Annotated in this window: 25 protein-coding genes and 1 pseudogene; 2 read left to right on the top strand and 24 right to left on the bottom strand. The window is 43.7% G+C overall.

All coding sequences use genetic code 11. The annotated features are described in order from the left end of the window. Positions 1–4 precede the first annotated feature (4 nt). From mobP3 to CRO04_RS09605, 16 genes are all read right to left on the bottom strand, one after another. A complete protein-coding gene (mobP3, locus tag CRO04_RS09675) occupies positions 5–2,791 on the bottom strand; it encodes a MobP3 family relaxase (RefSeq protein WP_097004024.1) in 2,787 nt (928 codons plus the stop codon). A 2-nt stretch (positions 2,792–2,793) separates the two neighbouring features. Further along, a complete protein-coding gene (locus CRO04_RS09670; RefSeq protein ID WP_097004023.1) occupies positions 2,794–3,201 on the bottom strand; it encodes a ribbon-helix-helix protein, CopG family in 408 nt (135 codons plus the stop codon). A 439-nt stretch (positions 3,202–3,640) separates the two neighbouring features. After that, entirely contained in the window at positions 3,641–4,582 is a 942-nt protein-coding gene (locus CRO04_RS09665; protein ID WP_097004022.1) for a DUF5688 family protein, read from the bottom strand. A gap of 93 nt (positions 4,583–4,675) precedes the next feature. Next, positions 4,676–4,849, bottom strand: a complete 174-nt coding sequence (locus CRO04_RS26190) for a DUF6103 family protein (protein WP_166432516.1) — start codon at positions 4,847–4,849, stop codon at positions 4,676–4,678. A 108-nt stretch (positions 4,850–4,957) separates the two neighbouring features. Then, on the bottom strand, positions 4,958–5,242 hold the full coding sequence (locus CRO04_RS09660; protein WP_242974413.1) for a plasmid segregation centromere-binding protein ParR: 285 nt from the start codon (positions 5,240–5,242) through the stop codon (positions 4,958–4,960). 4 nt (positions 5,243–5,246) lie between these two features. Beyond that, on the bottom strand, positions 5,247–6,125 hold the full coding sequence (locus tag CRO04_RS09655) for a ParM/StbA family protein (protein ID WP_097004020.1): 879 nt from the start codon (positions 6,123–6,125) through the stop codon (positions 5,247–5,249). A 36-nt stretch (positions 6,126–6,161) separates the two neighbouring features. Then, positions 6,162–6,521 (bottom strand): DUF6103 family protein, encoded by a 360-nt coding sequence (locus tag CRO04_RS09650; protein ID WP_097004019.1) that lies wholly within the window; start codon positions 6,519–6,521, stop codon positions 6,162–6,164. Positions 6,522–6,568: 47 nt separating this feature from the next. After that, a complete protein-coding gene (locus CRO04_RS09645; protein WP_097004018.1) occupies positions 6,569–7,672 on the bottom strand; it encodes a C40 family peptidase in 1,104 nt (367 codons plus the stop codon). 64 nt (positions 7,673–7,736) lie between these two features. Beyond that, positions 7,737–8,240: a gamma-glutamylcyclotransferase family protein gene (locus CRO04_RS09640; protein WP_097004017.1), complete on the bottom strand. Its 504-nt coding sequence runs from the start codon at positions 8,238–8,240 to the stop codon at positions 7,737–7,739. A gap of 16 nt (positions 8,241–8,256) precedes the next feature. Next, positions 8,257–9,309 (bottom strand): amidoligase family protein, encoded by a 1,053-nt coding sequence (locus tag CRO04_RS09635; RefSeq protein WP_097004016.1) that lies wholly within the window; start codon positions 9,307–9,309, stop codon positions 8,257–8,259. A 37-nt stretch (positions 9,310–9,346) separates the two neighbouring features. Beyond that, positions 9,347–11,176 (bottom strand): VirB4 family type IV secretion system protein, encoded by a 1,830-nt coding sequence (locus tag CRO04_RS09630; protein ID WP_097004015.1) that lies wholly within the window; start codon positions 11,174–11,176, stop codon positions 9,347–9,349. Between the two features lie 119 nt (positions 11,177–11,295). Beyond that, positions 11,296–12,054 carry a Fic family protein gene (locus tag CRO04_RS09625; RefSeq protein WP_097004014.1) on the bottom strand — a complete coding sequence of 253 codons (759 nt, stop codon included), beginning with the start codon at positions 12,052–12,054 and terminating at the stop codon, positions 11,296–11,298. A gap of 80 nt (positions 12,055–12,134) precedes the next feature. After that, the gene (locus CRO04_RS09620; RefSeq protein WP_097004013.1) at positions 12,135–12,722 is read right to left on the bottom strand and encodes a hypothetical protein; all 588 of its coding nucleotides are present in this window, start codon (positions 12,720–12,722) and stop codon (positions 12,135–12,137) included. Then, positions 12,719–12,982 carry a hypothetical protein gene (locus CRO04_RS09615; protein ID WP_097004012.1) on the bottom strand — a complete coding sequence of 88 codons (264 nt, stop codon included), beginning with the start codon at positions 12,980–12,982 and terminating at the stop codon, positions 12,719–12,721. The genes CRO04_RS09620 and CRO04_RS09615 overlap by 4 nt, the downstream gene beginning before the upstream one ends. A 116-nt stretch (positions 12,983–13,098) precedes the next feature. After that, a complete protein-coding gene (locus tag CRO04_RS09610) occupies positions 13,099–13,479 on the bottom strand; it encodes a DUF4406 domain-containing protein (RefSeq protein ID WP_097004011.1) in 381 nt (126 codons plus the stop codon). Continuing rightward, positions 13,476–14,378, bottom strand: a complete 903-nt coding sequence (locus tag CRO04_RS09605) for a conjugal transfer protein TrbL family protein (protein ID WP_097004010.1) — start codon at positions 14,376–14,378, stop codon at positions 13,476–13,478. Before CRO04_RS09605 ends, CRO04_RS09610 begins: the two co-directional genes overlap by 4 nt. 418 nt (positions 14,379–14,796) lie before the next feature. Here CRO04_RS09605 and CRO04_RS26580 point away from each other — a divergent pair, with 418 nt between their 5' ends. Next, positions 14,797–15,459 carry a hypothetical protein gene (locus CRO04_RS26580; protein WP_207654427.1) on the top strand — a complete coding sequence of 221 codons (663 nt, stop codon included), beginning with the start codon at positions 14,797–14,799 and terminating at the stop codon, positions 15,457–15,459. A 195-nt stretch (positions 15,460–15,654) separates the two neighbouring features. Next, positions 15,655–16,062 carry an SRPBCC family protein gene (locus CRO04_RS09595; protein WP_330400820.1) on the top strand — a complete coding sequence of 136 codons (408 nt, stop codon included), beginning with the start codon at positions 15,655–15,657 and terminating at the stop codon, positions 16,060–16,062. Positions 16,063–16,170: 108 nt separating this feature from the next. On the opposite strand, the gene CRO04_RS09590 is transcribed toward CRO04_RS09595, so the two are convergent. From CRO04_RS09590 to CRO04_RS09550, 8 genes and pseudogenes are all read right to left on the bottom strand, one after another. Further along, positions 16,171–16,509 (bottom strand): DUF3852 domain-containing protein, encoded by a 339-nt coding sequence (locus CRO04_RS09590; protein WP_097004009.1) that lies wholly within the window; start codon positions 16,507–16,509, stop codon positions 16,171–16,173. A 73-nt stretch (positions 16,510–16,582) separates the two neighbouring features. Then, positions 16,583–17,041 (bottom strand): annotated as a pseudogene (locus tag CRO04_RS09585) (hypothetical protein); the annotation flags it as partial. A 146-nt stretch (positions 17,042–17,187) separates the two neighbouring features. After that, positions 17,188–18,984, bottom strand: coding sequence for a group II intron reverse transcriptase/maturase (ltrA, locus tag CRO04_RS09575; protein WP_242974420.1), 1,797 nt, complete (start codon positions 18,982–18,984; stop codon positions 17,188–17,190). A gap of 818 nt (positions 18,985–19,802) precedes the next feature. Beyond that, on the bottom strand, positions 19,803–21,050 hold the full coding sequence (locus tag CRO04_RS09570) for a hypothetical protein (RefSeq protein ID WP_242974412.1): 1,248 nt from the start codon (positions 21,048–21,050) through the stop codon (positions 19,803–19,805). Positions 21,051–21,120: 70 nt separating this feature from the next. Further along, positions 21,121–21,708 carry a DUF6550 family protein gene (locus tag CRO04_RS09565; protein ID WP_097004007.1) on the bottom strand — a complete coding sequence of 196 codons (588 nt, stop codon included), beginning with the start codon at positions 21,706–21,708 and terminating at the stop codon, positions 21,121–21,123. Positions 21,709–21,804: 96 nt separating this feature from the next. Then, positions 21,805–22,356, bottom strand: coding sequence for a hypothetical protein (locus CRO04_RS09560; RefSeq protein WP_097004006.1), 552 nt, complete (start codon positions 22,354–22,356; stop codon positions 21,805–21,807). Continuing rightward, entirely contained in the window at positions 22,353–22,748 is a 396-nt protein-coding gene (locus CRO04_RS09555) for a DUF4320 family protein (protein WP_097004071.1), read from the bottom strand. The genes CRO04_RS09560 and CRO04_RS09555 overlap by 4 nt, the downstream gene beginning before the upstream one ends. Before the next feature lie 132 nt (positions 22,749–22,880). After that, the gene (locus CRO04_RS09550) at positions 22,881–23,753 is read right to left on the bottom strand and encodes a secretion protein F (RefSeq protein WP_330400815.1); all 873 of its coding nucleotides are present in this window, start codon (positions 23,751–23,753) and stop codon (positions 22,881–22,883) included. Positions 23,754–23,757: the final 4 nt, after the last annotated feature.

Genomic DNA, 23,757 nt, shown 5'->3' with positions numbered 1-23,757 from the left:
TTTGTTAATATGTCGTGAGTCTCTGTTCGTGATCGTCTCGGGCGTGCCCCTGAGCAATCTTTTTCTCCCTGATTTTCCGGCGCAGCTTGCTTTCCACCTGCATACCCGGTCCGCCTGGGAACTTTCGTTCTTCCTCTCGAAATAACTGGCTTAAATGGCGCAAAAGCCTTGTTGCGCTAAGAAACAGGGAAGGGTCACGGAAGGAGTCCAGATGGTCAAGGAAAAACTGTGCATAGATATTGCCTTGCTCGGCTGAACGGGTGAGCCATTGGATGGCTGCTTCCCTGTCGCAGGGTACTTCCTTGCCCAGTAAATATAGTTTACCAAGGGCGTATTGTGCGTACTGGTTTCCCTGCCCGGCAGATGCATTCAGCCATTTGTCAGCATCCTCCACATTTTTGTGGACATGTTCACCAAGCAAGTAGAGCTTACCAAGCTGATACTGAGCGAATGAATTATTCTGTTCTGCTGCTTTCCTGAACAGATTTACTGCCTTAAAAATATCCAAGGGTACATCTTCTCCGTCAAGATACAGCTTACCAAGGGCATATACGGCACAGGAATTATCCTGTTCGGCGGAAAGGGTAAACAAAGAGATTGCTTTCTGTGTATCCTTTTCTACATGGTTTCCGTCCCGGAAGAGCTTGCCAAGGGCGTACTGCGCCAAATCATTGCCGCCTTCCGAGGCCTTGGTCAGCCACTCAATTGCCTGCTCTATATTGGTATATCCATTGTTTTCATCCAAATAGAGCTTTCCGAGCATGTACTGAGCGTGAACATTTCCAAGTCGGGCCGATTTTTCAAAGTAACCAATAGCTTTCTCTATATTCTTTTCCGTTCCGGTTCCGGTATAGAGCATCTGCCCCAGGCGGTACTGGAGCTTATCGTCGTGGCTCTGTTCCTCCAGATTTTTAAATCCATAAAAAGCCTCTTCAAAGTACAGCTCTGAGTTTTCTGCATTCCTTTCGGTTCCAATACCATCACGGTACATTTTAGCCAATTCATAGCTTGCATAGGGAACATGTTGTGCTGCTGCCTGGCAATATAAATCAAAGGATCTCTGAAAGTCCTGCTCAACACCCTGCCCACGGTAATACAGACCGGCAAGGGAATACTGGGCATACTTGTGATTCTTAGATACGGCTGTGTCAAACCAGCCGACCGCTTTCTCGTAGTCCTGAACCGTACCAAGTCCTACAGCATGCATTTTACCAATCCGGTACTCTATGTATCGATTTTCTTTTTCTGCCTCGATATACATAAATGCCGAAAGAGCCTTATGATACCATTCAAACGCTGCTTCACCATCTATCACGACGCCCAGCCCGTCCGTATACATCCGTCCCATGTCATGCATGGCAAGGGCGTTTCCGGCCACAGCTTCCTCCTGGAACAGGATCAGTGCCTGCTCAAAATCCGGTTCCGTTATGTCACTGCCGTATAGGTAGGTACAAGCTTTCTTATACCGGTTATTCCAGGCAATGTACGGTTTTCCTGACTCCGGCTGCCTGGCACCAGCCCCAAAACTTCTATCCGGAGGATCGGAAAAGCTGTCATCGTAATCCTCTGCCAGTAATACCGGTTCCCATATTACTGCTGGCTCCTCCTGGATCTCCCCCGCAAAACTTTCTTCTTGGAAGGGAGGCTCAGCGTTTTCATCCCCTTCAAAAGTAAAGATCATATTTCCAAGGTTTACAGCCTCGTCAATTACTACATTTTTAATATGCTTGAACTCTTTCTGCTGGGATAGAGGGAGCGGTTCAGGCAGCTTGTCCTTGTAAGTATGCAGAACCTCATTTCGCATCTCATACCAATATGCATAGGCCGCTGCGACACGCTCATCTTTTGTCAGCTCATCTACAATCTGATTCACCAGCTCTTTAAGCGATACCGGCAGGTAGCCATATTTCTTTCTTTTAGTTGTCTGTTTCAGACGTTCCGCCAATCTTGACATATATTCTCCAATCACTGGATTGTCACAGGTTCCTGTCTGCATCCGATTCAAAAGCTCCCGAAGGATATTCCGGCTCTCTTCTGTCAGTGCGTTTCGCCGGATGGTTTGCTCTGAGTAAATCTGCAGTAAGTCCTGCTGAAAAATTTCTCTTGCCAAGCCGCTTCGCATTTTTTCTATAGCCTGCTTCGTAACGTATCCATCACGAGGATTGACAGAGTAAATGATCATATGGCAGTGCGGATGATGGCTTTCGTTATGAAAAGCTGCATACCATCTCATGTTATCCGGTGCGATTTTCATCTGTTCCGCAAAAATATTTCGCTGCTGACGTATGAGCGCAATCCAGGCAGAGGCATTATCATAACCAAGCCGGGCGGCATCCTCCCGGCGCATGGATATGATAGGTGTCCAGATATTTCCGGTATGTTTGGCAACAGTTTCGGCTGCCTGAGATAGAACCAACGGCTGATCATCATCGGTAAACAATCCGTGGCTGCTTAGTTTTTCAACACGAGGGCGGGTGGCGATGTAATTGACATAGACCTCCTGGTGCGACAATTGATCCAGATTATGATCTATGGCGGCAGTAAGGAATTCAGAGGCATTTTCAAGTGTCGGCTTATTTTTATAGTCTTCATATTCAAATAGGCTTTTGGAATCGGGAAACTGTCTGAGAATATCCTTTATACGCTCGGACTGCTTAGGTGTGGCAGGCTGGTTTTTCCGGTAAAGCGGGAGCTTTTCAACACCCTCCCGTGTCCCTATGTACCCGACCAGGTTCTTTACATGCTCCGGGTCGTTTTTTATATAACCGCATTTAAAGATAATCCGCGGCATGGTTAATCACCCTTCTGGAATTTTACAACATCCTCGAAAGTCACAGAACCGACGGATTTTTTCACATCATTCACACATTTGCCCCGAAGCCTGCGCAGGGTATTTTCATCCACATCTGCAGTGGTGGCAAGGATATTCATCATCATTGACATTTCGACCGACAGCTTGAACATCAGTCTAGCCATGCGCTTTTCAGATGAGCTGACAATTCCCGACATGGCGGAAGTGATAGAGGTCGGCAGATACTTCATACCGTCCTCTGCAGAAATATATCCCCTGTAAAAACGGATTGCATTTTCTATAAATTCACTTCGGCTTTTACAGTTATCTTTTTGAATAATTGCATCCAGCCCTTCTAAGGTGCTTGGATAGAGCCAGAGCGGGATGCGTGTTTTGATTTCTTCACTCATGATTGGTCTCCTTGTCTTAAAAAGTCCCGGAACCACCTGACAGGTGTACCTCGGGAAACGCTTTGTTTTCTAAGCTATGCAGCAGATTTTAGAAGGTTTTGACCACCTAAGAGGTGACCACTCTCCCATTTAGGTGCACCTTAAAAATGCCCACGACCCGCGTTGCGGGGCGATGTTTTGCGGCAGGTGGGCGCGAAGCGACCACCTGCCTTTAACCAGCATCATTTTCACCCCCATGATTCACCCCAGTTTTGGCAGTTCTTACCACTGCCAGTATTTTGGTGTTAACGGCGGCAACGGGGGCTTTTACTGACTTATGGCGCAATACTCCGCTCCTGATAGATAAAGGCGGCACAGGGGCATACAGGCGGCAACAGGGGGAATCTTTTCTCCATGTTGTTACATGCTTTACTGAGTGGGTAAAATATTATTTTTACCATTACATCTCCAGATGCATACCCTGCTGCATATCTCCGTCAGATACCATTGATATACTTCCTGTTTCCGCATCATACCGATAAACTTCATTAGAAAGACGTTCTTCCTCATCAACCTGGCTTTGATTAATATCACATACAATATCCTTTAAATACTCAATTCCTCTTTCCTTTTCTTCACGAATCAAAACTAACTCATGGATCGATGAGGGAAGAATCAGATAGTTTCCGCCAATCTCCTTTGAGACTGATTCCAATACATCCGGGCAGAACAGATAAGACGCCCCCTGCCACTTTTTGCTATTACTCAATACAAACATAAAGCTGTTTTCCATGCTGAGCTGACTCTCTTCTATGGGACACCCCATCATATCCGCAATTACATAGTCCATACTATGGAACTCATATGGCATAAGCTGCTTCATACTTTTTTCAGCTTGTTCATGCAGCATCTCTGAATCAATATTCCACAACTTTAAATGATCATTATTGACTAGTACCGTACCAAAAATGCCTCCATCCTCTTCAATTAAATAGCGGTATACAACAGCCAGATCCTCTACTATCTGATGGGGGACAGAGGAAAGCAGTTCCCGATTCTTATCAGCATTTATCGCACACATAAACAGGCTGTCTTTCCAATTTTCGTAGTCAAAGTTATGTATGCCAAACTTCGGTGCTGCTTCCACTGACTCCAGGTATTGTTCCGCAAGTTTCTTTAGGATTTCCTCCATACTGACACCCATGCTGTAAGATTGGTAGGCACTATCTAAGTATATCTGCGGAGTAAGATCACTTCCGGGTATCCGTATACTCATTCCATATAACTGAATGCCATTATTTTTTAGCTGCTGACGAACCGATACCTCTTCATTTTTCCATTCCTCAGGCAGATATTCCTTGATATGCCGTTCTACTTCTTCCATAAATTCTTTATATTCCATTGTGCAAATCCTCCTGTTTTTTGTAGTTTTTACGTTTCACAGCTTTGACGGTTCTGACCACTTTCAATATTTTAGGGATTAAAGCATAAATTCCTATATGTTGCCTGCTGATTCAATACGTTCCCGAACCTCTGCAGGAACATTCTTTTCATAGAGAGCCTGAAGCACAGCCTCCAGATCTGCCTTTAGTTCTGCGTCATTTCGATACTGTCGCAGAGCTTCCAATTTCTCCAGTTCGTAATATATTTGGATTCTAGTTGTTTTCATAATTAACCTCCATTTAATTAAGCCAAGTTGGTGCATTTATTTTAAATAACTGGCTATGAATTTGAGCCAAGTTGGTGCAACCTTTCTTCCGGGTTAAACATCAGGATGCTATAAATCTTCAAGTGCATGTATCAAACTGCCAGGAACATCCTCCAACTGTTGTGCCACAGCCTGTACCTCTTGTGGAGGAGGAACTCTCAATGAGAGCTGATTTATTTCTTCTCGAACAGCCTGCCGAACAATTTGTTCAATATGACCGTTTTGTTTAGCGGATAGAATACTGGACACCACAAATTCGGTTCGGTGACGGCTGGCCTGCTGCGTGAACAACCGCTCGGCTTCCTGGTGTCTGGGATCGTCCATATCAAAAGACAGATAGTATCGTTTTCGCATAGTCTTATCCCAGCAGGAGCTTGTACCCGTCCGCATTGGCAAACCGGTTCAGCACAGCAACAATATTAATCTCATTTCCTCGCAGCCGGGATTCCAGCAGCTCCGCTCCGCCGCCTGCAAACACAGTAGGGAGCCTTAAATCCAAGCCTCGTTCCCGCAGAGCGTTCAGCAGTTCCTTGCAGTAGGCAGACACTTCATACTCCACTGTTTCTTCAATTTTCTTACGATCAGTGTGTTGAATTTTCTCTCGGATTGCGTCAGTGATCAAAGCATCCGAAAGCAGAATGCCACTTTTCTGCAGAGCGTCCTGAATGCGGCTATAGAGGATGATAGTTCCCAAACGCAAACTAACACAGCTTGCACGCTCCAGCTTGAAATTATGGACTGTGAGAACATCCACCGTATAACCGCCGATGTCAACGAGGGTAATGCTTCTGTATTCCTGCAAACGAGGATAATACCGGCATAGTGCCGCATGTCCCTGGGCGAACACTTTACAGTCAGAAATACGACATCGGTATGCTGTTCCTTCGAATTCAAAGGACACATTTTGTAGAAAATATTGCCGAAACGCATCTTTTTGTGTACCGTAACTGTCGATGGGAAGCCCCACACCAAGCATAATATCTGCATCAGTTACACCAACACGTTTCATAGCTTCGGCAATGGCTGGCAGGGTGAGAATAAAAGTGTCCTGCTCCATTGTCTTATCCTGTTGAAAACGCAGGCGCCGCTCTCCGATGGCGTAATAGCTACCTTCATAGGACAGCTGAAGCTCTGGTGTTAAAAACTCCCGGTCACTTGCAGTAAAACCAGAAGCATAAAGCATCCCGTCTGAGGATTTTGTATTGTAGTTTCCATTGTCTATTCCAAGCTTGATCATGGCAGGAACCTCCTTTTTCTTTTTCTGCGTTTATGGTTACATCCCCATTGTCATACCAGGAGTTTCCTCCTGAGAATCCTCAGATGGTGTTTCGGATGGTACGTGTTCTGACTGTGTCTCTGCAGCTGCCTGCTCCCTCTGGCGGCGATTTTGACGGACAGGTCGTTCTGGTCGTTCTCTTGCAGAGGATGTATCCTGGCCTTCCTGCGGCGCAGACACCTGCTCCATGCGGCTCTCCACATATTCCCGCACTTGCGCAGGAACTACTTTTTCATAGGTTTTTTCCAAATAATCCTTCAGCTCCTGTTCAATGGTAAGTTCCTTTTTGTCCATGAAAAAACGAAGTGCTTCCAGTTTTTCCGACGGAAAAGATACCTTTAGTTCTGACATGCTCATTGCTTTTCCTCCTATAATTTAATTTCTATTTCCGGCAAATACGGCCTTTACTGTGCCGTATTTTTCGCATAAGGTCTTGCATACAGCACCTGTTTGTCTGCATCAAACAGGTCCCGGTACACAACCCGGCCTCTGGAATATGAGGCGTCCACCACCTTGCCATTGCCGGCATAGATACCCACATGAGTAATATTGAGATAACGTCCGTTTACTTTGTGACTCCAAAACACAAGATCACCTGGAGCAAGATTGGCTTTCGAAACGGTCAGACCATTGTTGACACAATATTTTCCCTGCTCGGCGGCGGTACCAGGAAGATTTACCCGAAGCTGACGGTATATCCACTGTACAAGATAACTACAGTCGGTATAACCTGCCTGACCGCGAAGCTCCTGTGAGTAGGGATCTCCCAGACGGGACAGCGCAAGCTGAACAGCCTGGGAACCAGTTTCTCCTGCCATCAGATCAGTGGTCGGATTGACAAACTGTTCCGGCAGCCAATCCGACCACTGATCAAAACGGTCTCCTTCGCCTGCTGCGCCGGTTCCATACAAGGCCCGGTAATAAATTTCTGAAGCATTTGCCTGATTTTCGTAAGAAATCCTGCGCCCGAGCGTACTTTCCAGATTTCTATAAATTACTGGAAGGGAAGTAAGCGGCACCGCTGCAGTGTAGGTCTCCTCATGCTCCACTCCGTCCTCATCAGAACAAATACGAGTGCGTTCCTCGTAGCGAACGAAGCAGTCAGTAAATGACTGATAATCAATCCCTCGCAAAGATTCAGCGCCGAAATACAGAGAATAAAAAATAGCCTTAACCTGTACAGGGTCAAGACTTCCTTCCTCAATTATCAATAAGATTTCAGCAATAATCACATCCAGCTCTGAAAAACTTTTACGCATGTCCTCAATATATTCTTGATAATCCTCCGGTACCTGACCTGAAATAACTCCGTCATGAAAGGATAACTGAACAGCGGCGTTGTTATGGTTCGCAGTTCCAGACAAAAGACTGGAAATCATGACAATAATCAGGATAAAAGGTGTTAAAATCGCGGCAATGAGAACACCCACCGCCTTCCAGGTTCGTTTATCTGCAGCTGCCATAATTGCTGCCTTTGCCACTAGGGTAATTGTTACGGGATCAGCCATGGCTGCACCTCCTTTTCGTAAACTTACACACGGATTATCCTCAAAGGGCAGTAAAACTTATTTTTCACCACCATTTCTGTCCGAACAGATTCCCTTGCTGCGGCTCATACTGTTCCTGACTCTGTGCTAACTGGATCGATTTTTCCACTGCCTGTTCCAGAAAGTCCGTATCAAAACCAGCCAAACGATAACCCTCCAGAATGGTTTTAAGATAATAATCCGAAGGGGCTCCAAACGGACGCCCATCATTCATGATATACACCATGGCATTTACTGATCTGCCGCCCAACTCCACAGGAAACAGCTCCTTTCGGTAAAAATTTGGATATCCTTCATACCTATCAAGAGCAAGCTCGTCCTGGGGACGAATTTTCCACAAGAGAACCGGAACTCTTGCACCAATAAGAGGCTCCACAGTTGCAACAGCACTACTGCGACTCCCCCGGAACAGCATCTCATAATCTTTCATTTCACTAGTGCCTATCACCTCGGCAGTAGGGCATCGATATGCCATTTGAGTAAGGTTTAAATTACTGCCATAGGCAATATACAAGGTTTCTTTTTTCATTTAGGAATTCCTCCTTCTACATGGACATAGTAAGACCGTGGTTTTGCTCGTCTTCCCCGGCCTGATTTGTTTCGTATTCTGTTACTGACTCCGGCTGCGCCGAAATACTCTGCTCCGCCTCCTCTAAATGCCTTTCTTTTTTCTGCCGTAATCGTTCTTTCTGCTGCTGGGCCTGTGCCGGGTCACGCCAGGCAATACAGCCCTCCAGATGTTCCAACAGATGCAGCCTTGCGGTTTTGAATTCATCTCCGATAAGACCAAGGCGCAGCAGCCAAGTACGGAACGTATATTTTTCGTTGGTGGTCTGTGTCTTGGTTCGGCTGGCACAGCGCTGATTAAGGGCCTGTGCCGAAATCGCCATACATAGCTGAATGTACGCTTTAATCTTGCCGGCATGGGTAGTGCTGTTGAATAAACGGAACTCCACCGTACCCTTCTGGAATACACTGTGCAGATTTAAGCAGTGGTAGCGGCTGTCATGGTAATGCTCATGGCTGCCATCCGTGCCGTTATACCAGATGCTGCTGACCTGATCCAGCGTTTTGGGTCTTCTACGGTTTAGTTCCTCCAGAAAGCGGCTTTCTACCGGCTTACACCATCGGTGCTGTCTGTCGACAGTCACCTGCAGAGCCTTATAAATCATATCCTCTTTGGCTGCCATAATATTGGTGATATTGCGCAGCGTGTTTGCGTCAAAAGGTGATGCGTCCACATGCACATGAATGCCACAGGAGCTGTTGGTAATTGCACCAGCCTCCCGAAGCTTGCGAATTAGCTCCTGTACCGTTTCGATGTCCTCCCAGCGACAGATAGGGCTAACCATCTCGGTTTTGTATTCACTTGGCGCGGAAACGATTTGACGTCCGGATTTTTTCTGTGCAGTAATACTGGAATCACTCATAAACTTCCATTTACGCCCCTGAGAATCCAACGCAGAATAGGTATCATAACAAGTGCCGTCGTAATGGCTGGCAGTTCCAAAATATTCGGCGGCAACCTTTGCTGCCTGTTCACGAGTCACGCCGGTCATCTCAATTTCAATGCCAAACCGCTGTTCCTTCATGTCCATGAGTTATACTCCCTTCGCCATATATTCCGGACGGTCATCAGCGACCGCCTGCATTTCCGAACAGCTTTGCCTTATGCTCCGGTGCATGAACCATCAGGTTATAGCGTTCATTGCCACATTTATAAAGGCACACACCCTGCTGGGGATAACGGATAAGCTCAAATTCAGATCTCTCCAGCTGAAGGGTATCCATGTAGAATTTTGCATCAATGGAGCCTGCATTAAATAGGAACTGATGAGTCGGGATGGAGAACAGTGGTTTGGTCAGTTCTCGAATATGCTCTACATTAAAATCCTCCAAATTCTGCGAGGCAAGAATGACTGCACTTTCCTTTTTACGTACACGTTTCATGAAGTTGCGGATATATTCAATTGCGGTCAGGTTCGTCAGGAACAGATACAGTTCATCAATGCTGGCAGCGGTGTTCCCCGTAGTTAAAAGCTCATTGCTCATATAGGACAATACGTTGAACAGTAAGGTGTTTCGCAGATTTTTACTGGCATTTAACACACCCTTAATACCAAAGGTTATAAAATCATTGCTGGTGATGTTGGTATGGCCGTTGAAAAACTTAGACTCTGCTCCTTTGCACATGGAATGGAGTCCAAGACAAATTTCCCGCAGAGAATCTGCTGTATAGAGCTGTCGGTGACTTTCATCGAAATTCTTGTATTCTGTCTCGATAAAGTCGTACAAATCAGAAAGAATGGGGTAATCCGTATGCTTTAAACGGTCAAAATTACTTCGGTCGGTGATACCCCATTTCTCATAAAGCCTACCCAGCATGATTTCAATCGTGTCAATTTCTCTGTCGGTAAAGTCCTTATAGGTACGAAAAAAATCCTTTAAAAAACTGATGTGCTGACTGAGCTTGCTACTCTGCCGGAATGCCTGGGGTGCCTCTGTATCCTTCGGGTCGCCGGTTTCATCCCAGCTTTTTGGCTCCAATACATTGATAATGAATTCGCCGGACATGAGGTCAATGAAGCAGCCACCGAGATTGAGGGTCAGTTCCTCATACTCCATTTCGGGATCTAGTCCAATGATATGCATGCCGGATTCCCGCAGGTTACATAAAATGAGCTTAAGAAGGTAGCTCTTGCCTTGACCGGAATTTCCAAGAATGAGGATATTAGCATTGGTTTTATCATCAGCACGGCGGTTAAAATCCGCCAGAATGTTACTTCCGAATTTATCTCTACCAAGGTAGAAGCCGTTGGGATCGGTCTTGCCGGAGTAATTAAAGGGATACAGGTTTGCGACCGAGCTGGCAGGAAGCACCCGTTCAAACTGATCTCCGAACACGTTATAACCAGATGGCATGGCACACTGGAATCCCTGCTGCTGGCGCAGCATCAGGTGGTCTACGTTGAGCTTGCTCCGTATGAGTTCGGTTAAAACCTCCGTCTGTAAGAGCTTCAGCTGGTCATAGTCATGGGAAGTCAGCTCTATATACACAGCAACATGAAGCAGTGGTTCCCGGCTCCGATGCATCTGCGCCACGATAGTTGCAACATCCTGCAGATTACTTTCCGCTGTGACCGTCTGCCGTAAATCCTGCGTACTGGTACTTTGCATACGGTTTTTATTTGCAGCATTTGAGATGATCTTCTTTTCCTCTACCGGGGTAACATGACGGGTATAGAGGTGCAGCGTCACGCCGTCCTTTTCACCAAGATGACGCAGGATAGCCTGTTCATCAGTAGCGGTTGGATACTCGCGAAGTGCCCACACACATCGGTAGGTATTGCCGCATATAAAGTGATCAGTATTAAACTTGATTACCGAGGGCGCAATCATATCAAGAAACTCCTGAATTCGAATATCCTTTTGCGATATACTATCAGGATTGCTTTTTTTCGACATGGGCAAACTCCTTTCGTTTCATTTAAATCAAAAAAACCGCCACTAAAAAGTGACGGATTGCGGTTGCCGAATATTAAATTGGTAAAGAGAAAGACCCCCATTACTGGAAGTCTTTCTAGTTAAAGTTGTTGTTGCTGTGTTTGTTCCTGTGAAATTGCCATTCCAAGATAGCGGTCAAGCTGCTCTTCCTCTAGGGATGCAATCATATTTGTAAATGGTGTAATATCCCGTTCAACTGCATAAGCTTCCAAAACATTAAAATATTCCAGACGGTTTTCCTTCGCGATAGATATTGGCAAAAAGCCATGAGCCATCAGCTGATAGTTCATAATCAATCTGGATGTTCTTCCGTTTCCATCAGCAAACGGATGAATTCTCACAAACTCAGCATGGGTCCAGGCTGCAAGCTCAATTACATTTTCTATTGCTCTATCCTGCAAATCCATATAAAATGCTTTTACCTGACGATACATTTCGTTAGGGCTCGGCGGAGTATGGGAGGCACCAGAAATATAAACATCTACATTCCGATATATTCCTCCAATCATAATATTCTCCATTAAAATAGCATGTAAATCCTTAATAATATGCTCGTCCAAAGGCTTTTTTTCTGCGATACAGTCTTTTACATACTGATAGGCTTTGTTATGATTAATGACCTCATAAATTTCTCGGAGTTTTTTTCCACCTACGGACAGCCCTTCCTCCAATACTACCTTAGTTTCCAGAAGGGTAAGTGTGTTCCCTTCAATTGCTGTAGAATTATGTGTATATTGTAGTTCAAATTGCTGTGCGTAGCTTTTTACCGTTATTTCAGGGAGTGAATCTTTAATTTGTTCGTAGTCATCTCTCTTTTGAAGTATTACTTTATAATCCAAGCTATCCACTCCTTTCTTCTCTATTCCTAATATGATATTTTACCATGTTTTGGTTATTTATTCAATGCAAGACTAAGATATTAATCACCAAGTATTACCCAACGCTCACCGTCATAATCCTCAAATTTTTCGGTTGTAACATTCTGTTCAAAATAGACTGCCAGTAATCGCTTAATATCTTCCTTGCCAGCTCGTTGTGCAATGAATCCCTGCTCCCGCAAGATTTTCTCTATGCGATTTAAATAAGGGAAAACCTCGCTTTCCTTTTCGTTACAAAGCCGTATGATAACGAGGAATTCCCGCGCTGTTGCCATCTGCACCTGTATACGATCAAGATGAATGAGATCCAACTCCAGCAACTTCCGCACAGCCGGTTTATCTTCCTGATCCATACGGCTTCGCAAAAATCGCTTATTATCCTCGTAGCTCTCCCGGCTATTGAGACAAAGGAACTCTAGCTCGGCAAAGCCTTTGAGAACAGTCATCAACGCATATATACGAGCTGATATACTTTCTTCTGATAAAACAGAAATATTTGTGGGCTTAATCATAAAAAATACCAGACGATCGCTCCTGTAGGTTTCAAGACAATAATCCATCACCTCTCTGGTTCCAATCAGTTGACGGGTGACCTGACGCTGTCTTGTACTTTTCTTTTCTTTACTCATTTTGGATACCCCCATTCGTAGGTCTGCTGTTTCGTTAAAAAGAAAGCACAGGAATATTTAATAAAGTCAAGGATACTGATATCATCAAAACGTATTGTTAAAAAGGCATAAAGAGTGGTGATCACAATAGGTGGCAAAAGCCACAGCTGCACAAATGCAAACACAGATATTAAAAGCCCCACTCCGATGATGCCAATATCCCGCAGCTGCCACAACCAGAGTGTGGCCCTTGATTTTAAGTTATCGGGATAGATGTACATGCGTATTCCTCCTGTTCCTTTCTAAATTTAGTAAATAGGCGATTCCCCGGAGCACATGCTCCACACATGAAATCGTTACAGTCCATCATATAGGCTGTCGACATTTAACGGCTTTATCAATATCGTATTCCGGTGGATGGCTCTTCCTCTGGCATAAATTCCTTTCTTATTTTTCTATGCTCCATAATATCCTCTTCTGATACTCTCCTAACTGGTATACCCAGCCGTTCGGCCTCTTTAAGCTCGTAAAGCATTCCGGTGCTGATGCAGGAACCGCACAGCCATAATTCCTCACATGTAATGAGTATCCGAAGTCCCATTTGAATTCCAATTTTCCGTTCTTTAGGAACCATATCATCCAGCAGCTGAGGATAAATCAGATGCACCGCCACCGGGGCACAGTTCTGCGAGATGGCATAGTGGCAGGCTTCCTGTGCAAACCTTATATTTCGTTCAACCTCACCTGCATAGGGGGAACAGATATATACCAGCTTCATTTCGCCACCGCCTTTACAATGGTCTTTGTAATATTCATGGCTGTCTGCCCTGCATAGACAGCACTCATAAAGTTGGCTTTCGTACTGGTATCCAGCCCGAAAGCTCCGGCGATCCGGGGAATTTCTCCTGCTGCCAGCATCAGACCCAACCCCAGCAGAGCATTATCCTTAATCACCATCAGACCAGCAATGAGAATGGTTGCCTGTAGAAAAGCAGTCAGGCACAGACCTACAATCTGCTTACACCAGCCAGTAAAACCATCGATGTATCCACGGGGAACAGAAAACATATATAGACTCCCCACTGCAATCTGAATGATCAGAATTCCTCCGCGCTTAAGATTTGCAAAAAACACCTTGATTACGGCATAGCCCATCATAATTAGGATAAATAACATCATGATGGGGCTGGTGATTATGCCCAGCCCGCCGAAAACACCAAGGCTGCCTGCACTTTCAAGGCTGCCTGCTGCGGAAAGCTCGCTTATAATGTTGCCTGCAAGAGTGTTTAACCCGCTTCCAGAGCCGGTTATGCCAGTTGCCAGGCTGCTCTGCAGAGAAATAGACAGCTTGTAAAGTTCTACCGGAACTGTAGAAAACAGTCCTACCGCCATAAAGCCCTTAATAGCATTAAGAGCAGTATCTCGGATACTTCCTCTTCCGGACTGATATTCAATCGCACATTCAAACATGGACACTACCAGCCCGGTACCATAGAGCGACCAAGACAGGTAAACAAAAAACAGCACAATTGACTTAACCCAGCTCATCTCAAACAGATCCGCACCCATACCCCCCATGGCAGAAAAGAAATTTCCGAGAAATCCTATAATCTGACTATAAATCCAATCAAGAATCTGACCCAGCACCGTATCGGCTACAAAGTCCCATATGAACATGGCATCACCTCCAAAAAAAGAGCCCTTTCAGGCTCCTATCAATACAAATTAAGTCAGTTTACATCTAATTAACTTCCATTTCATTAAATTAAAAAATGCCCTCCGAGAGATTCGGAAAGCATTACTTGACATTTTATCTTTTCTGAGTTTACATGGTATTGGCGGGGTTTCCCCGACAATAAAAAACGTCATGGCAGGCTGATGTGCGGTAACACATCAACCCTGCGCTAAGGTGATTCGGCACCCAGCACAACCGCAAAGCGGCACCACGACAAGGTTATTATACTGCATCTGTCGGTGCGGCACAAGATGAAAAAATAAACGTGTGCATGGGAAATGGGGTGTACTTACCCCCGCCTTTGCATGCGCTTTTATAATACGGGAAATTCCCGACCACATTATGAAAGGTCGGGATACTATGAATATTTTTGAACACAAATCCAGTTTTCTGGGGAGGCAGGAAGTTGAATACTCCGGAGACTCCCTCTTGTCACTTCTAAGGCTTGCCAAGCAGATCCAGCAGAGACTTGGAACACAAGGCTATTTGCTGGACTGCTACCTCTCCCTCTTTTTCGAGGGCGTCAACACAGTACTTACTTATGAGGCCGCTAGCGATGGATTTATGGGGTGCGGTGAATTCCAGAGCCTATGCCTTCATGTATTGGACGGCACTGAGCCAGATAGCCCACACCCTCTTTACCATTCGATATTGGAAACTTATGAAGCGCAGAGAAAAAAATTATCCTTTCAGGAAAATAACACGCAATTATATATGCTTCTCGTCTTTCTTGAAGACGAGCTGCAAGCTTATGCAACTGAATGCTTTGTAAAAGAACAAGTGAAAATTATAGAGGATGCGATTGATTTCTTCCGACTGAAGGAGTTTTATAACCAAATTTCTCAGATTGTAGGTGAGCCATTTATGGAAGAACTCAACTTAAGACTGAAAAAGCGGTTTCTGCTTGCACCAATTGCGGTAGTGTTTGCACAAGGCTTTACCGATGAATTGCTTGACAGACTTATGTGCCGCGATCCTGAAACCAGCAGACTAGTATTTCAGCTTATGATTGATGTTTTGTAAGGGTGATAAGCAAATGGAGAAGGAGAAGCACAGGGGAAATTGACTCTCTGTGCTTTTCTGCTAATTCATAATGAGTTGCTTGTATCCATTTCGCCTCTATGGTAAACTCTTCTTAGATTTTCTACTCAGTAAGACATTTTTGAAAAGGTAGTAATCGAAGTTTACGCTTAAGAAGCGAATTTATGTAACAAGAAGGTGGAAAAGATAAAAGAGTCAACTATTATAGCAAATTTTTGTAGTCCAATCGAAACCGTTTGGAACATTGTTACTGACAATACAGCGTATACTTGGCGTAGTAATGTAGTAAGAATTGAAGTGTCTGATGATGGCAATAGCTTTACTGAATTTACGAAAGATGGATTTGAAACTCAGTTTACTATTACGATTAAAAATCCATATGAACGCTATGAATTTGATATGAAAAACAAAAATATGAACGGGCATTGGATTGGGCTTTTTTCAAAAGACGGATCTGGCACTAAGATTGAATTCACAGAAGAAGTTAAAGTCGCAAATCCCATTATGAATTTATTTGTAAAGTCATATCTTAAAAAGCAGCAAGAAACTTATGTTATAGATTTAAGAAAATCATTGGGCGAATAAAATGAGTATTGCACGGGATTTTGAAAAATAGTCCAACCAAATAAAATCTTACTTATCACGAAGTTGAGCCGTTGCATCGAACCAAAGATGCAACGGCTACTGCTTTGCCTATATGCCTAAAATGCCCCAGATATATAAAGGACAAGTTAAAGTAAAAACAAGGCAAGCAAAAAGAATAGCAGGAGCAGCAAATTCAAACTGACCATGCTTACGATAATCAAAATATGCAGTCCCAAGTTTAGCAAAAAAGCAGACTGCCAAAATTAAGTCAATAGCCGGAAATACAACCTTGTTAACAACAGTCTTTATTTGGCTGGACGCATCATTCCACGTACTTTCAATGGCTCCAGCAACATCACCACTTCCAGCAGCGAGTGCAGTCATTGCAAACAGGAAAATCAGCAAGAATACTATATTAAAAATCACAAGGATACGTTTTAGCTTCATTGAAATTGCACCTCTTTCATTAATTTTAGAATAAACTACTAAGTTAACAGTGCACTCCTTTTTCTTCTTTCAATCAGGGCTTTACAGGAGCGATATGCCAATCGTCCCAAAGGCTTCCTAGAATATACACCGAATCAGTTAGATTCATGGATAGCATACCATCTGGTGTCCAGCAATCGAATAGCCAGGTATACGGGGTATAGCTGCCATTCGGCATCCAAATGGGTGTAAAATGCGTCCGCCGTTTATAGGTTGAAAATTTGTTAATCGGGAATTCAAACTTTGCATTATATCCTGACTGAGTCTGATCCAGCTTTCTCCAGTAGGTTTGGTATTGAAATTCAGGAAAGTAAGTCAAGGCCGTCTGTACATTCGTCACAGCTGATGATTGATTGGTACTAACATGAGCAGTTGTAGCTTGATTGATTCCGTATCCACTTTTTAAATTTTTGTCTGAAGCAGTTGGGTCTTTTTCATCCGGAGTGATTCTCATAGAGGCCGAAAGACTTGCACTATATGAATTCCAGTCAAATTATAGTGATAGGTAAGTCTTTGATGTCATCTCTAACTTTTCCCCCACTCCACACCGTACGTGAGACTTTCACCTCATACGGCGTTCCATCAATATAAATTTCAACTTATCTAATGATACTTTAACTAAACACAAAGTGATTTCCTTTACAAACAGGGGAGTTCCAGCATGGCTCTTAACTTGTTGATTTTAGACAGTTGCTTCTTGTCCGGATTAACAAGGCTTCTGTAATGCTCAATTGTTTCTGCTTTTGTTGCATGAAGCAGTCTGTGAACATCAGCAGTAACCCACACCAAATTTGAGTAACTATTATCTTTTCTGATACATCTTGGAATTTTATGATGACAATGCATACTTTCCATTTCCAGCGGTTTACCTGTGATAAAGCACTTTCCATTTTGACCGCTGTATAGGGAAATTCTATTGTTGTAAAATTCAGCATTTGTACCTTGAGGTACATTTTCCATCAAATAGTGAAGAATTGAAATATCCATATTGGCAAGCTTCTTATGAATTTCTGCTCTGCCTTCTACGGTATAACTGTTTACACTTCTTTTCTTATCCACTGGAATGACGAATTGTACATAGCTAATTGGCACGATTGCTGTATTCCCGATAAAGCTAACTTGTACACTGCCACCGTATCTGTCCTTGATATATCCTATTGCTGTTCCTGTTCGTTTGGGTTTAAGCCTGTGTTTTATGGCTCTCCTTACGATAAATGCGATACTACCAAAATCTTTGCTACACCCTGTGGCTATCTGATAGTAATTGTGATATCCGATTGCCTTGCTGTTCAGCAACCACAAATCCTTATTAGGACATTTGGAGCGTTGGGCTTGCTTTACTTGCTTTATATATTCTGTAATGATTTTCTTTCTCGCCTTATCTGACATATGACTTTTAACAACCTGTTTATTGCTTTTTGAATGCAGCTTCAGCTTAAACCCCAAAAATATGGTGTAATTTTTCTTGAGGTTTGTTATCGTGGACTTTTCAGAACTAATATCGAGGTCAAGCCTCTCTTTTAGCCATTGTGTTACCGCCACAAATATTTTCTTAGCCGTATGGTAATCGGTTGTAAAAATCTTAAAATCATCAGCGTATCTCACACTGTGCATTTCTTTGAGGGTGGTTTTGGTTCTCAACCTTTTGTATTCGCCGCCCCTATCACGATTGCCCCGCTTATTGAACTTCGGAGTAATTTCTTTTAATTCCTTGCTACTCCATTGGTTGCTTATCCACCAGTCCAATTCATTCAACACGATATTGGAAAGCAGGGGGCTGATTATCCCGCCTTGCGGTGTGCCTTTGTCGCTTTTGATAACCTCACCGTTTGGCAGAACAACTTCGCTGTTTAGAATTTTCGAGATAATGCACAGCAGTTTTTTGTCCCTTAGTCCTAAAGTCCACATCTGTTTGAGCAATTTCCCATGATTAACATTGTCAAAGAAGCCTTTAATATCAACATCTACGCAATAGTGCATATGCTTTTGCTGCATACAGTTCATCGCTTTTGATATTGCATTTCCACAGCTTCTGTTGGGTCTAAACCCATAACTGTTGTCACTGAATTTTGCTTCACAAATCGGCTCTAAAACCTGTAAGATACATTGCTGAATCAGTCTGTCAGAAATAGTTGGTATTCCAAGCGGTCTAAATTTTCCGCTACCGTCCGATTTTGGTATTTCTACCCGTCTGACTCTTCCGGGACAGTAGTTGTCGAACATTTTCTGCACTTTTTCCACCAGAATATCTGTATTGGTTTCATTTATGCTTTTGATGTTCAGATTGTCTACACCACCTGTTTGACTGCCTTTGTTCCCTTTGATATTTCTGTAAGCAAGTAAAATATTGTTTCTTGATGCAATGCTTTCAAGCAGTCTGTCAAATGATTTTCCTTGTGCCGACTGCCTGTATAGCCTGTCAAAAATGGATTGCATATCGTAGTATTCATTGTTACGCAGGGATTGCTTTTTGCTGACTTTGTGTTTTACAAACAAGTCTGTTTCCTCCTTTGCAGGAATACCGCATCTTTTAGTCGTAAGAGAACCTTGTTTAGCATCGTTGTATTTGTTTTCATTTATATTGACTAGTGGCTGTTGCTCCATTGCCATTACAGCAACTTCATCGCTCGTGCCACCGCTTTCAGTTAGATAAAGGCAGATTATATTAATTTTTCATTTTCTCTGCCAACACAGATATAGCAATCACTTTCCCACAATTATTTGTGTTCGTGTTCTAACTTTCCCTTGTTCCGTAACTTTCTATCTTTGCATATATCCTTAGGTGTATCCTATGAGCCTGTGTGCTTGATACCGCCTGTAACGGCATAAGGTATTTCATGGGTGGGAATTTTACTTTACCTCACACACCAGCAATTTGCTTAGTTGCCAATTAGACAACTTCGGCTTTTAGACCCTTTCATTCAAATATTCGTCAGAGATTTTCTCTCATTCTCACCATAGATATTTTATAGACCCCCGACCTATCACCCACAGCCTTTTATAGCTTGTTTTTGCCATAACGATGTGTTTCCACTGTCGATATAGCGAGTGCATACAGCCGACTTCACCGAGCTTTTAACACTGCATATGCTATTATGCAATGCTAATCGGAGTATTAGGGTAGGTGCTTCAGGGCGTTACTCCATCATTCCACCTATCAATAGTTACAGTTAGATAGCATTGCCATCCAGCTTTTTTAGCACTATACGGTCTTTCGTCCATAGGATTTATTCCTATAGAATAGTGTTTGTAAGCTAACAAGTCGCACCCCACCATCCCTCATCTTCCCAATACCCATCATCATCGTCATTTCCGTCATGCCACACCCAATTCTCCTGCCACCATGGGTGCCAGACTCCCCATGACGCCGAGGTCTTCTGGGTATTATTTGGTATAGATGAGGCGGTGTATGAGTCGTTACGATCATCTGCCAGTGGATTAGGAGGGTCGTTTCCTAACAGGTCTACAATCTTTGCGGTAATTGTCCCCTTATTTACCACACCTCCTCCTGTCGCAAATACACGTATAATCATGGTCTGTGGAGTAGAAGGTGTCGTCCACCTTACCCAAACCAACTGACTATCTCCCTCCGGATAATACACACCACTTACTGTATAAGTCTCACTCCCAACGGTAAATTTAACTTTTACAGGATTATCTGGATCAGCTTGCTCACCGCTAACAGTTACTGAGGTAATCACCTCTGTGTTGATTCTATATTCGTAATCATAGTCCTCAGCTTCTGGCGGTATATCTGTCTCTTTAAATCGAACAATCCCCAAACCCAAGGCTGTTTTTATTTCCTGATTAGTTCGAATACCTGTTTTTGGTCCACTCCATGCTGGATACCCCAAATCTTCCGCCTCCAAAAACATGGAAAGAGGTAAGTTTTGAAAAGCAGACGTTGGAAGCACAGCACGTACCGCTCCGCTTGTTAATTCATCATACATGGCTGCTTCTGTTGCCGTCATTGCCATATATAATCCCTGAAATTTAACATATATAATTGGTTCCAGCAACAGCTTATACCTTCCACCAATCAATACATCATAATCCATTCCTGTCTGATTTGCGATGCTTCGTATGACCTGTTCATCTGTGAAATAACTTTTTATCGCCTCAATGCTGGCTGCTCCAAGACTTTGGGAACTGATAATCTTCGGAAGAGACTGACTTGGGTTCACGAACTGATATGCTCCTTTATCCAAAGCAAGGATAGCTCCTTCCGAATAAGAAATCTTGCAAACCTTTCCAAATGAACATGAAATATTGCTTAATCTCTTATTTGTAAGATCAATGGGTGTCGTGACCGATTTTCGACTCTCAGTTTCCACCACAGTTACCCGAACCCCTTCCATTCCCGGAGTCCAACTGTTTTGTGAGGTTCCCTGTCCCATGCTTCCTCCACCATTGTCAATGTTTCCGTCGCCGATTGCATAGGCTGCTACTGGAAATAAGGTCACCATAAGAATCATAAGAATCAGATGAATAATACCTCTCATACTGCTCCCTTCCACAAAAAAAGCACCCCCCATAAATCTAAGGTGATGCATTTTCTGATTATTGTTACATTTAATCCATTGAACCAATTTTATTTCCATTTTCAAACATATCTTCAGCGGTCGTTCCAGATACGCTACCACCATTATCTTCTACCCAACCAAAACCGGGAACATAAATTTCCCCTTCATGATTATCTTCTGATTCTGACGATGATGTTTGCGTAGGTGCTGTCGTTGATTGGACCTCGCTCTCTTCCGCCTGAACCGCAGTAGTTACTTTTTCTCCGCTTGGTGTTTTAGTCGGATCTTTTTTTGCTTCTTCTAAAGGTTCAGCGGGTTTTGTTACCTCTGTCTGAATACTCTGCTCGGTACCGCTTGAATCTCCGGTATCCATATTCTGTATATCCGCTTCTGTGGAAGTAATCGGCTGAACGCTTACTTCTTGCGTAGTAACCGGAGTTGTCGTTTCCTCTCCCGTGACACTCAGTGTTGAAATGGTCGGAGAATCTGTAGTTGTTATCAACGCAGCGGTAGTTGCCTCTGCTTCAACAAGTGTCTCCGTCTTAAATCTGGAAACAATTGCAATTACCAGGATGATACACATAAAACCGATTCCTGTGACAATACCCCATTTCTTTTTCCTGTCAGATAGTTTCATTCAAATCTCCCCCTCTTTCAGTATAAGTTTCTCCTTTATTCAGTAACACACATTACCACAGATCCTTTCGCAAGTCTATGGTACATATGTGAGAACTTAAAATAAAGGCATATATTTAGCCATAACCTTCAGATTTATTGTCATAGGCGGAAGGAAGTTTCCTCCAAAAGATACCGGAACTTCCAACCGGATTGTCGTATCAACCAAAAGACCATTGGAATTGTCAGGAATTGCAGGAGCAAACGTCATGTTATCTAAACTGACAGATAGAGCTGACAATCGGAACTCGGCTGTGCTCCCGGCATATTTCACATGATATCCTTTTTCCTGTCTTAATCCAAGCACTTGATCCAAACGACTGTAAATATCACCATAATCCAAACTTTCCTCAAAATCACCCGCAAACGGCTGATATGCTCCCGAGTAACCTTCCCTTACACCGTGATATACGTCATCATAGCTGTCATTTACAGTCGAAATCACAGCGGACTGTACTGCATCACGAACACCTTGTGCAACAATCATCAATCGGAGGCCCTCCGAAATAACACACAGAAGTAGTAAAAGGGCAAGTGCTGTTGCAACGGTAAGAGGAAAAGACGAACCTTTCTTACTTTTTAGTATATCACCAACTTTAACAGTTGTCACTTCCAATACACCTCACTTTTACCAGATGACTTAGCTGCCAGAGTAATAGGAAAACTGCCGAAACCTCCGAAAATCCCGATATCTGTCTGCATGGTTAAAGTTACCGTAAACTCTTCATTCAGCTGGATTTTTCCAGTCTGGGACCATGAAATATCCGGTTTAAGACCTGTCTGTTCCGTTAATATCTGTGCTCTACGGGTGGTTTCCGTCCCAATACCTCCTGCTACTTCTGCTTCACGGCAAAGCTCACTTGCATAGATGTCCAGCTTATTTTTGGAGATAAATACCGGCAGAACACTGACCCCGACGGCAATCACCAGCATAACACACAGAACCAGTACCGCCACATCAACATATCCCTCCCCACACTGAGAACGCAGAAGTTTTTGTATAAATGTACCACCTCGTCTAAGTTTTATAACATAGTGTCCCCCATCTCTCCCACTCTCTGAACGTGATACGCCATAGCACATGCTCCCACTATCCTCTTTCTGTCTCTTTTCATCTTTAACCATAAATTCCTCCTAAAACATGCTGCCTAAAGAATCCATAATCTGAATCGCAATGATAACCAGATAGGTTAGCAGAAAACACATCAGCATCACAAAGGAATACACACGGATCTTCGAAGGGACCTTCTGTGCCTGACCTTTTAAACGCTGAAGTTCCAGCGCCTTGAAGTCATGAGCCAGCATTTGAAAATATACAGCACTATCGTCTCCTCTTAGGACGCCAATGAGTCCTCTGACTACATCGGATAACATGGGGGAATTAAATCCTGCCTCAAATCGAGTCAGTGCTGCCTCATAGCTGGAGGAACGCATATCGGCCGTCAGTATGCCCAGCTCCTGAGCAAAAGCAGAGCTGGCGTTCTTCTTGTATGTTTCCAACATAGCCAGTACATCACGACTGGCTTTTAAGGTCTGCTCTATGGTTGCCACGAACCGCGGCAGTTCCCCTTCAATCTGATCCCTTTTTACCTTCAGCTGTTCGTCCGCCTTTCGGATTTCTTTGAAATATGACAGTACCGCAAGGATTACCACAATAGGAGTAAGCAACGGAAGCAGGATCAGACATGGAATAATTCCGGACAGAATAGCTCCGGACTTTGTGAGAGCATATGCCTCATATACTTCCGGGGTCATAGAATAACCGGCCGCTTTTAGAACATTGCTCATACGACTGTGCTTATATTCGTCCAATCGAATGTATTTAGACATCTTTACTGCACCGGACATCAACCAGGCTTCCAGGGTTCCAGAAGCTCTTTTACTACTGCTTCCTGCTCCCCGCATAGCTTTTGACGTACTCAAAGTGGGGAGCTTCAAAACATCTGCCAAAAGAAAGAACAGTCCTGACGCAAGTAAAAATCCAACAAAAAATAGTTGTCCCATCATCTCA

Origin of the sequence: Lacrimispora amygdalina, assembly GCF_900205965.1 — a bacterium.
GTDB lineage: Bacteria > Bacillota > Clostridia > Lachnospirales > Lachnospiraceae > Lacrimispora > Lacrimispora amygdalina_A.
The sequence above is the reverse complement of the archived record's forward strand: the minus strand, read 5'-3'. Positions and strand labels throughout refer to the sequence as shown.

Coding starts and splice junctions, on each gene's coding strand:
- mobP3 (WP_097004024.1), bottom strand. CDS start 2,791: ATGCCGCGGATTATCTTTAAATGCGGTTATATAAAAAACGACCCGGAG.
- CRO04_RS09670 (WP_097004023.1), bottom strand. CDS start 3,201: ATGAGTGAAGAAATCAAAACACGCATCCCGCTCTGGCTCTATCCAAGC.
- CRO04_RS09665 (WP_097004022.1), bottom strand. CDS start 4,582: ATGGAATATAAAGAATTTATGGAAGAAGTAGAACGGCATATCAAGGAA.
- CRO04_RS26190 (WP_166432516.1), bottom strand. CDS start 4,849: ATGAAAACAACTAGAATCCAAATATATTACGAACTGGAGAAATTGGAA.
- CRO04_RS09660 (WP_242974413.1), bottom strand. CDS start 5,242: ATGCGAAAACGATACTATCTGTCTTTTGATATGGACGATCCCAGACAC.
- CRO04_RS09655 (WP_097004020.1), bottom strand. CDS start 6,125: ATGATCAAGCTTGGAATAGACAATGGAAACTACAATACAAAATCCTCA.
- CRO04_RS09650 (WP_097004019.1), bottom strand. CDS start 6,521: ATGAGCATGTCAGAACTAAAGGTATCTTTTCCGTCGGAAAAACTGGAA.
- CRO04_RS09645 (WP_097004018.1), bottom strand. CDS start 7,672: ATGGCTGATCCCGTAACAATTACCCTAGTGGCAAAGGCAGCAATTATG.
- CRO04_RS09640 (WP_097004017.1), bottom strand. CDS start 8,240: ATGAAAAAAGAAACCTTGTATATTGCCTATGGCAGTAATTTAAACCTT.
- CRO04_RS09635 (WP_097004016.1), bottom strand. CDS start 9,309: ATGGACATGAAGGAACAGCGGTTTGGCATTGAAATTGAGATGACCGGC.
- CRO04_RS09630 (WP_097004015.1), bottom strand. CDS start 11,176: ATGTCGAAAAAAAGCAATCCTGATAGTATATCGCAAAAGGATATTCGA.
- CRO04_RS09620 (WP_097004013.1), bottom strand. CDS start 12,722: ATGAGTAAAGAAAAGAAAAGTACAAGACAGCGTCAGGTCACCCGTCAA.
- CRO04_RS09615 (WP_097004012.1), bottom strand. CDS start 12,982: ATGTACATCTATCCCGATAACTTAAAATCAAGGGCCACACTCTGGTTG.
- CRO04_RS09610 (WP_097004011.1), bottom strand. CDS start 13,479: ATGAAGCTGGTATATATCTGTTCCCCCTATGCAGGTGAGGTTGAACGA.
- CRO04_RS09605 (WP_097004010.1), bottom strand. CDS start 14,378: ATGTTCATATGGGACTTTGTAGCCGATACGGTGCTGGGTCAGATTCTT.
- CRO04_RS26580 (WP_207654427.1), top strand. CDS start 14,797: ATGAATATTTTTGAACACAAATCCAGTTTTCTGGGGAGGCAGGAAGTT.
- CRO04_RS09590 (WP_097004009.1), bottom strand. CDS start 16,509: ATGAAGCTAAAACGTATCCTTGTGATTTTTAATATAGTATTCTTGCTG.
- ltrA (WP_242974420.1), bottom strand. CDS start 18,984: ATGCAATCCATTTTTGACAGGCTATACAGGCAGTCGGCACAAGGAAAA.
- CRO04_RS09570 (WP_242974412.1), bottom strand. CDS start 21,050: ATGAGAGGTATTATTCATCTGATTCTTATGATTCTTATGGTGACCTTA.
- CRO04_RS09565 (WP_097004007.1), bottom strand. CDS start 21,708: ATGAAACTATCTGACAGGAAAAAGAAATGGGGTATTGTCACAGGAATC.
- CRO04_RS09550 (WP_330400815.1), bottom strand. CDS start 23,753: ATGATGGGACAACTATTTTTTGTTGGATTTTTACTTGCGTCAGGACTG.